The sequence below is a fragment of the Nonomuraea sp. NPDC049141 genome (assembly GCF_040648415.1).
Lineage (GTDB): Bacteria > Actinomycetota > Actinomycetes > Streptosporangiales > Streptosporangiaceae > Nonomuraea.
On record NZ_JBEZDR010000026.1, the window covers coordinates 202,880 to 210,823 of the forward strand.

4 protein-coding genes are annotated in these 7,944 nt (G+C 71.2%); all 4 read left to right on the top strand.

The annotated features are described in order from the left end of the window. The first annotated feature begins 507 nt into the window (after positions 1 to 507). Entirely contained in the window at positions 508 to 2,421 is a 1,914-nt protein-coding gene (locus AB0B91_RS52415; RefSeq protein WP_358338326.1) for an ABC transporter ATP-binding protein, read from the top strand. 47 nt (positions 2,422 to 2,468) lie between these two features. Further along, positions 2,469 to 3,596 carry a hypothetical protein gene (locus AB0B91_RS52420; protein WP_358338328.1) on the top strand — a complete coding sequence of 376 codons (1,128 nt, stop codon included), beginning with the start codon at positions 2,469 to 2,471 and terminating at the stop codon, positions 3,594 to 3,596. Continuing rightward, on the top strand, positions 3,568 to 6,528 hold the full coding sequence (locus tag AB0B91_RS52425; protein ID WP_358338331.1) for an amino acid adenylation domain-containing protein: 2,961 nt from the start codon (positions 3,568 to 3,570) through the stop codon (positions 6,526 to 6,528). Before AB0B91_RS52420 ends, AB0B91_RS52425 begins: the two co-directional genes overlap by 29 nt. Further along, a partial coding sequence (locus AB0B91_RS52430) for a condensation domain-containing protein (protein ID WP_358338334.1) occupies positions 6,525 to 7,944 on the top strand: 1,420 nt, incomplete at its 3' end. The genes AB0B91_RS52425 and AB0B91_RS52430, both read left to right, overlap by 4 nt.

Below are 7,944 nucleotides of genomic sequence, written 5' to 3' on the forward strand. Positions count from 1 at the left end.
GCGGGCTCATCCGGCAGTCGCCGCAGCCAATCAACGGATAGCCGGGCGAGCCTTGCAATAATGGCCGGAGACCGCTCCGCTGTAATGCGAAACAAGGATGACCTCGGCGCGTGGTCCGGCTGTCTAGACTTCCACCATAGAGACCGCGACCCGCTTCAGGAAGACCTGACAGCGGATCACCAGCATTCCGCCAGAACGCCGCTATCGTTTACTGTAAGCCCAGCTCAACTGGTCTCAATGGACGATTTCACCAGCGATACTCCAGCGCTTTTACAGGGCTTATCAGGGGCCTGTTCAGTAATGCTGCCGACCGGCAATTTAAATTGGCTGAGACCTATTGTTTCCGCGGTCGTTGTGGGTACTATCCCTCAGGTAGTGGCTCAGAGCTGATTATGCGGCTCCCTGGTGCGCGAGTGCGGCCAGTCGAAGAAATCGACAATGCGGAGGTTCCCCCATGCATTGCGCGACAATCGCGAGGAACCGATGAAAGGGCGCGGGGACGGCCCTGTGCACTCGCGTGAGGGCGGTCATGAAGGTCCTCCGACGAAGCGCGGCCGCTCCAGGCGGCCGCCGGTCAGCGAGGTCCTCGGCCTGATGGCCGGCGCCGTCCGGCTGGTGTGGAGGTCCAGCCCGCGGCAGTTCCTCGTGGTGATGATCGCCGATCTGGTGCAGAGCGTCGGCATCTTCGTGGTGATCGTGCAGATCCAGCAGGTGCTGACCGAGCTCATCCAGGCCAACTCCGGCCTCGACGCCTCGGGCCTGGCCCGCGACATCATCCTCTTCCTCGTCGCGAACGTGGTGATCCTGGTGGCCCAGGCGTTCATCACCAACCGGCGCCTGCTGCTGACCGAGCAGACGAGCATCTACGTCTGCGGCGAGATCCTCAAGGTCTCGTGCCTGGCCGAGCTCAGGGACTTCGACGACTCCGGCTTCCACGACCGGCTGCAGCGCGCCGCCTCCAGCGCTATCACGCGTCCTGCCCGCATGGTGGACAGCCTGATCATGATCACTCAGGCGCTGTTCGCGCTGGTGTCCATCTGGGCCGCGCTGCTCACCGTGAACGTCTGGATCGCCCTGGTGGTCCTGGCGGTCATCATCCCGATCTGGATCGGCGGCATCCGCGGCGGCGAGCAGTTCTTCGAGTTCGTCACGGAGACCACGCCCGCCGACCGCAACCGCAACTACCTGTTCAGCCTGCTGACCACCCGCGAGCCGGCCAAGGAGATCCGCGCGTTCAACACCGCGCAGCACCTGGCCCAGCGCTGGCGGACGATCACCCAGCGGCGGCTGGAAGCCCTGGCCGTGACGCTGCAGCGGCGCTTCCGCTCCTCGTTGATCGCCTCCATCGGCAGCAACGCGGTGGTCGCGGTCGCGGCGGGCGTCCTCATCCTGCTGAACCTGTCGAGCGTCCTGACCCTCGCCCAGACCGCCACCGTCGCCGGCGTGCTCGTGCTGTTCAGCCAGCGCATGCAGGACATGATCGCCGGCACCAACGAGTTCTTCGAGTCGGCTCCGCTGGTCCGCGATCTGAACGCCTTCCTCGCCGAGGAGACCAGTCTCGCCAGAGAGCGGGCCGGCCTGCCCATGGCCGGGCCGTTCGACCGGATCGAGCTGGCGAACGTCGGGTTCACCTATCGCGGCTCGGAGCGGGCCGCGCTCGACGACATCTCGTTCTCCATCCGGGCCGGCGAGGTCATCGCCCTGGTCGGGGAGAACGGCTCCGGCAAGACCACCCTGGCCAAGCTGCTGGCCGGCCTGTACTTCCCGCAGGGCGGCTCGATCCAGGTCGACGGCACCGAGCTGCGCGACATCGACTCCCGCGCCTGGCGGGAGACGGTCGCCGTGCTCTTCCAGGACTTCGTCAGGTACGCGCTGCCCGCCGAGGAGAACATCCGCCTCGGATCGATCGACAAGCAGGCGGACCTGGACGACATCCGCGAGGCCGCCCGCGCCGCCGGGGCCGACGCCTTCCTGGCCACGCTCCCAGACGGCTACGAGACGATCCTCTCGCCGCAGTTCGGGGCAGGGCAGGACCTGTCGCTCGGGCAGTGGCAGCGGGTCGCGCTGGCCAGGGCGTTCTTCAGGAACGCGCCGCTGGTCATCCTCGACGAGCCCAGCGCGTCCCTGGACGCCAGGGCCGAGCGGGCCCTGTTCGACAGCGTCCGCGACCTGTACGCGAACCGGACGGTGCTGCTCATCTCCCACCGCTTCTCCACCGTGCGCACGGCCGACCGGATCATCGTGCTCAACGAAGGAAAGATCATCGAGCAGGGCACGCACAACGCCCTCATGGCCGCCGACGGCCTCTACGCCGAGCTGTTCACGATGCAGGCGAGCGGCTTCCTGGACGACGCCGAACAGCGCTCCACCGACAAGCTGGGGGAGATCATGACGGCCGGTTCCACCTCCGAATCGGGCTGAGGCCCCTCATCTCCTGGCTACGCGGCCCGCCCGGATTGGAGTCTGCCGTGAAACTAGGTCAAACCGAGCGGGTCCGGCCGGATACGCCGGCCCCGCTCACCCCGCAACCGCTGCCGGTCGCGGCGCACGTCGCGCTGCGCCTCACCGGGCGGCTGGACGTGGCGGCCCTGCAGGGGGCGCTGACCCGGCTCGCCGCGCCGCGTGAGCCTGCTTTCGCGGTGCTCGACCTGAGCGGTGAGCCGCGTGGCCCGCGTGCGGCCGGCGAGGTGGTCGCCACCATCCTCGCCGAGGAGTCGCTGACCGGCCTCGACGCGGCCGCCCCACCGGCGCCACGCTGCTGGCTGGTCCGCATCGGCGCGGACGACCACCTGCTCAGCATGGTCCTGGACCGGGGGCTGGCCGCGCTGCTGCCGAGCCTGCCGCTGCTGTACCGGGGGGACGGCGTCCCCGACGCGGCGGCGGAGCGTGCGGCCGTCGTGCCCGGTGCCCTGACGGAACGTGCGACCGCCGGCGGCTCGGCGGCGGCCAACTACGCCTTCGCCATCCCCGCCGAGACCGGGCGGGCGCTGCGCGAGACGGGCGACCGGCTGCGAACCACCGTGCCGGAGCTCGTGCTGGCGACGTTCGCGGCGCTGATCGGGGTGTGCGGCGAGTGGGACCACGTGACGCTGGGCCTCCCGGCGCGTGGGCAGATCCTGCGACTCGACCTCACCGGCACACCCTCGCTCGAGGACGTGCTGGTCCGCGTGCGGCCGGGCCTGACCGCGAGCCCGGCGGCCGACACCTGCCATCTCGCGTTCGAGAGCACGACCGCCGGTGAGTCGCGGCACGGCGCCGGGCGGTGGACGCGCGGGCTGCGCGCCGCCTTGGCCTACGCCGACACGACCCCGGACGACGTGGACCTGGCCTTCGTCCTCCACGCCGGCGACCACCGGCTCGGCGGCCGGTTCCGCTACCGGACCGACGCGTTCCACGAAGCCGCGGCCGACCGGCTCGCGAACTATCTGATCACCGTACTCGACGCCGTGGCGGCGGACACCGGGCGGCCGTTCTCGCGGATCCCGGTCGTGACGACGGGCGGGTTCCACCGGCTGGCCCGCCAGCTCCCCCGGCAGTGGACCGAACCGTGGAAGGGCGGGGGCCCCGATGACAGCACAGCAGGTGGCCGGCGATGACGGCCCGCGCACTCTTCCCGCCGCGTTCGAGGCGGTGGCGGCACGGTACCCGGACGCGGTCGCCGTCAGTGCCGAGGGCACGGATCTCACGTACGCGGAGCTGAACAGCGCGGCGAACCGGCTGGCCCGGCACCTGGTCGTTCAGGGCGTGGGCCCGGAGGAGTTCGTCGCCCTCACCCTCCCGCGCGGCGCGGACCTGGTCGTCGCGATCCTGGCGGTGCTGAAGGCCGGGGCCGCGTACGTGCCGATCGAACCCGGCCACCCGGCCGACCGGATCGCGCACCTGATGCGGGACGCGCGCCCGGCCTGCACGGTCACGGCCGAGACGTTCGCGGGCCTGGCCGGCTATCCCGGCCACGACCTGACCGACGCCGACCGGGCGATTCCGCTGGCGGCGGCGCACCCGGCGTACGTGATCTACACCTCCGGCTCCACCGGCAGGCCGAAGGGCGTGGTGGTGTCGCACGCCAACGTCATCCGGCTGATGAGCACCACCGAGCCGCTGTTCGGCTTCGGACCCGACGACGTCTGGACGCTGTTCCACTCGTTCGCCTTCGACTTCTCCGTCTGGGAGTTGTGGGGAGCGCTGCTGTACGGCGGGCGGCTCGTCGTGGTGCCCTACCTGACCTCGCGCTCGCCCGACGACTTCCTGCGCCTGCTGGCCCGCGAGCGCGTCACAGTGCTCAACCAGACGCCTTCCGCCTTCTACGCGCTGATGGACGCCGACCGGAACGACCCCGCCCCCCTCGCCCTGCGATACGTGATCTTCGGCGGGGAGGCGCTGGACCTGGGGCGCCTGGACGCGTGGTTCGCCGGCCATCCCGGGCTGGAGCGCCGCGACACCGTCCTGGTCAACATGTACGGGATCACCGAGACCACCGTGCACGTCACCCACCTGGCCCTGGACCGGGCGAGCGCGGCCGAGGCCGGCGCGGGCGCCATCGGCTCCGCCCTTCCCGACCTGCGCGTCCACGTCCTGGACGAAGCGTTGCGGCCCGCCGGGCACGGCGAGCTGTACGTGGCCGGCCCCGGCCTCGCCCGCGGCTACCTGAACCGGCCGGCGCTGACCGCCGAACGCTTCATCGCCGACCCTTACGGTCCAGCCGGGGCCCGGATGTACCGCAGCGGCGATCTGGCCCGCCGGAACGACGACAGCACGCTCGGCTACCTGGGCCGTGCCGACCAGCAGGTCAAGATTCGCGGATTCCGCATCGAACCGGGGGAGGTCGAGGCCGTCCTGTCCCGCGAACCCTCGGTCGCCGGTGTCACCGTGGTGGCCAGGGAGGACCAGCCGGGCGTCCGACGGCTGGTCGCCTACGTCGTGCCCAGGGCCGAATCCCCGCTGACGGAAGCGGAGCTGCGCGCGTTCGCCGCCGCGCGGCTGCCGGACTACCTGGTCCCGGCCGCCGTCGTGCTGCTGACCGCGCTGCCGCTCACCCCCAACGGGAAGATCGACCGCGCCGCGCTGCCCGCTCCCGCCTCGCTCCCCGGGCTTCCCGCACCCGCCCCCGAGACCGGGCCCCGCACGCGCGAGGAAGGGCTGCTCGCCGTTATCTGGGGCGAGCTGCTCGGGCGGGACGACGTCGGCGTCCACGACAACTTCTTCGAGCTGGGCGGCGATTCGATCACCGGCATCCAGATGGTGGCCAGGGCCCGCCTCGCCGGGCTGACGCTGACCTCGGCCCAGGTCTTCGAGCACCAGACCGTCGCCGAGCTGGCCCGCGCCGCCGCCGAGCCGGCTCGCGCCGCCGCCGGTCCGCGGGAGGCGCCGCTGCCCGCGTTCCTGCGCACGCTGTCGCCGTACGGGCTGGCCGAGCCGGGGCGGCACGTGCAGACGCGGCTCCTGCGCCTGCGCCGGCCGGTCGCGGAGGAGACGCTGCGGGCGGCGCTCACGGCCCTGGTCGATCACCACGAGGGGCTTCGCCTGCGGCTCACCGGCCCGGACGCGACTGCGATGACTTGCGTACCGGCCGGCGACGATCCTGAGCTGCTGACGGCGGCCGGGCCCGGGTCCGCCTCGGAGGCGAAGGCGTGCGCGGCCATCGACCCGGTCCACGGGCCGCTGCTGCGCGGCGTGCTGATCGACGGGGGATCGCTCCTGCTGGCCGTGCACCGGATCGCGGTGGACCCGGTGTCCTGGCAGCTCTTGCTCGACGACCTGGAAACCGCCTGCACCCAGCTGGAGCGCGGCGAAGCCGTCCGGCTCGCGCCGACGGCCACGTCAGTCCTGGCTTGGGCCGAGCGGACGGCGCCCACCCCCACGCTCGTACACGGGAGACCACACCATCGGGTACGCATCGTACGGACGGAACTGTCCGCCGAGCGGACCGGGCTGCTGCCGGAGGTGCTGGCCACCCACGGCGTCCGGATGGCCGAGGTGCTGCTGGCGCCGCTGGTCCCCGTCCTGCGCGAGTGGGCGGGCGGTCCCGTCACCGTCGACGTGGCCGGCCACGACCGCGACGCCGACCTGGCGCGCACCGTGGGCTGCCTGTCCACGCTGCGGCAGGTGCGCATCGACGACCTTCCCGCCGCTCCCGGTGACGCGCTCAAGCAGGTGAAGCAGCGCGTACGGGCGGCGGCCCCGACCTCGCGGCCGGCTGAAGTGTCGCTCGGCTACCTCGGCGAGGACCACCGGGCCGACGCACTGTTCCAGCCGGTCCAGGGCCACGCGCCGGCGCCGACGTACCCGATCGAGATCGACTGCCGGCTGACCGGCGGGCGGCTCGAAATGACCTGGTCCCACGACGACCGCGTGAGCGCCGACCGCCTGGCGTTCCGCCACGCCGAGCTGCTCGCCACGCTCGTCGACGGCTGCCTCCTGCGGCCCGGCACCGGATACACCCCCTCGGACTTCCCCCTGGCTGGGCTCGACCAGTCGGCGCTCGACCTGATCCAGCAGCGTATTGGTTCCCCATTCGGAGGTCGGTCATGACGTCACCCGGTCCCATCGAGGACATCTTCCCGCTGACCGCCATGCAGCAGGGCATGCTGTTCCACTCGCAGCTGGATCCCGGGATCTACTGGCTGCAGAACGGGCTGCTGCTCGATGGCGACCTCGACATGGGTGCGTTCGTGCGGGCCTGGGAGTTGATGTTCGAACGGCACCAGCTGCTCCGCGCGACCGCGATGTGGGAGGGGCTGCCCAACCCCGTCTGGGTGGTGTCGCGCGCGGTGTCGTTGCCGCTCGACGTGCTGGACTGGTCCGACCTGGACCAGGAGGCGGAGCTGGCCGATCTCCTGGCCGCCGACCTGGCCTGCGGCGTCGACCTGGAGCAGCCCACCCTGGTACGGCTCATGCTGATCCGCCTGGGGGAGGACCGGCACCAACTGGTGTGGAGCCACCATCACGCCGTGCTGGACGGCTGGAGCATCCCGCTGGTGCTCAACGAGTTCCTCGACGCCTACCACGCCTTCGCCATGGGGGCGGAGCCCGAACTGCCCGTACGGCGGCCGTTCCGCGATCACGTCTCCTGGGTGACGGGACAGGACCACGCCCTCGCCCTCGCGGAGACCGAGACGTACTGGCGGGACCGCCTGGCTGGGCTGGAGTCCGCGACCAACCTGCACGTGGAGAGGCCGACCGGCGACCACGGCTACCACACCCACCGCGCGTACCTCTCGCGCGAGGCCACCTCGGCGCTGACCGCGTTCGCCCGCCACCACCGCCTGACCCTCAACACCCTGGTGCAGGGCGCCTGGTCACTGGTGATGTCGGCCTACTCCGGCAGTGACGATATCGTCTACGGCCTGGCCACCTCCGGCCGCGGCGACCACCTCGACGGGGTCGAGTCGATGGTCGGGCTGCTGCTGAACTCGATCCCGGCCCGCGTACGGGTCTCACGAGACGAGACGGTGACTTCGTGGCTGCGTGACCTGCAGCGGGACATGGTGGCGGCGCGCCGGTTCGAGCACACGCCGCTGACCGCCATCCAGGAGTGGACGGAGGTGCCCAAGGGGCAGCCGCTGTTCACCAGCATGTTCGTGTTCGAGAACTATCCCGGGATCGATGGCGGGACCGGCTCGTTGCTGATGTCGGAGAACTTCGCGCTGGAGCGGAACAACTTCCCGCTCACCGTGGCCGTGTTCCCCGGGGCGGAGCTCGGCGTCAGCATGGCGTATGACCTGGGCAGGTTCGGCCAGGCGACGATCGAGCGGCTGGCCGGGCACCTGTGGATGGTGCTGGACGCCGTGGTGGCCGGGCCCGATCGGTTGTTGTCGGAGCTGCCTGCTCTGACGTCGGCTGAGTTGCAGGCGCTGCGGGAGGTCAACGCGACCGGGGTGGTGCTGCCTGAGGTGGGGGGCGTGCACGAGCTGGTCGCGGCTCGGGCGAGCGCTGATCCTGGGGCGG

Excerpts from the sequence above, each read along its gene's own strand:
- AB0B91_RS52425 (WP_358338331.1), top strand. The coding sequence starts at position 3,568 with ATGACAGCACAGCAGGTGGCCGGCGATGACGGCCCGCGCACTCTTCCC.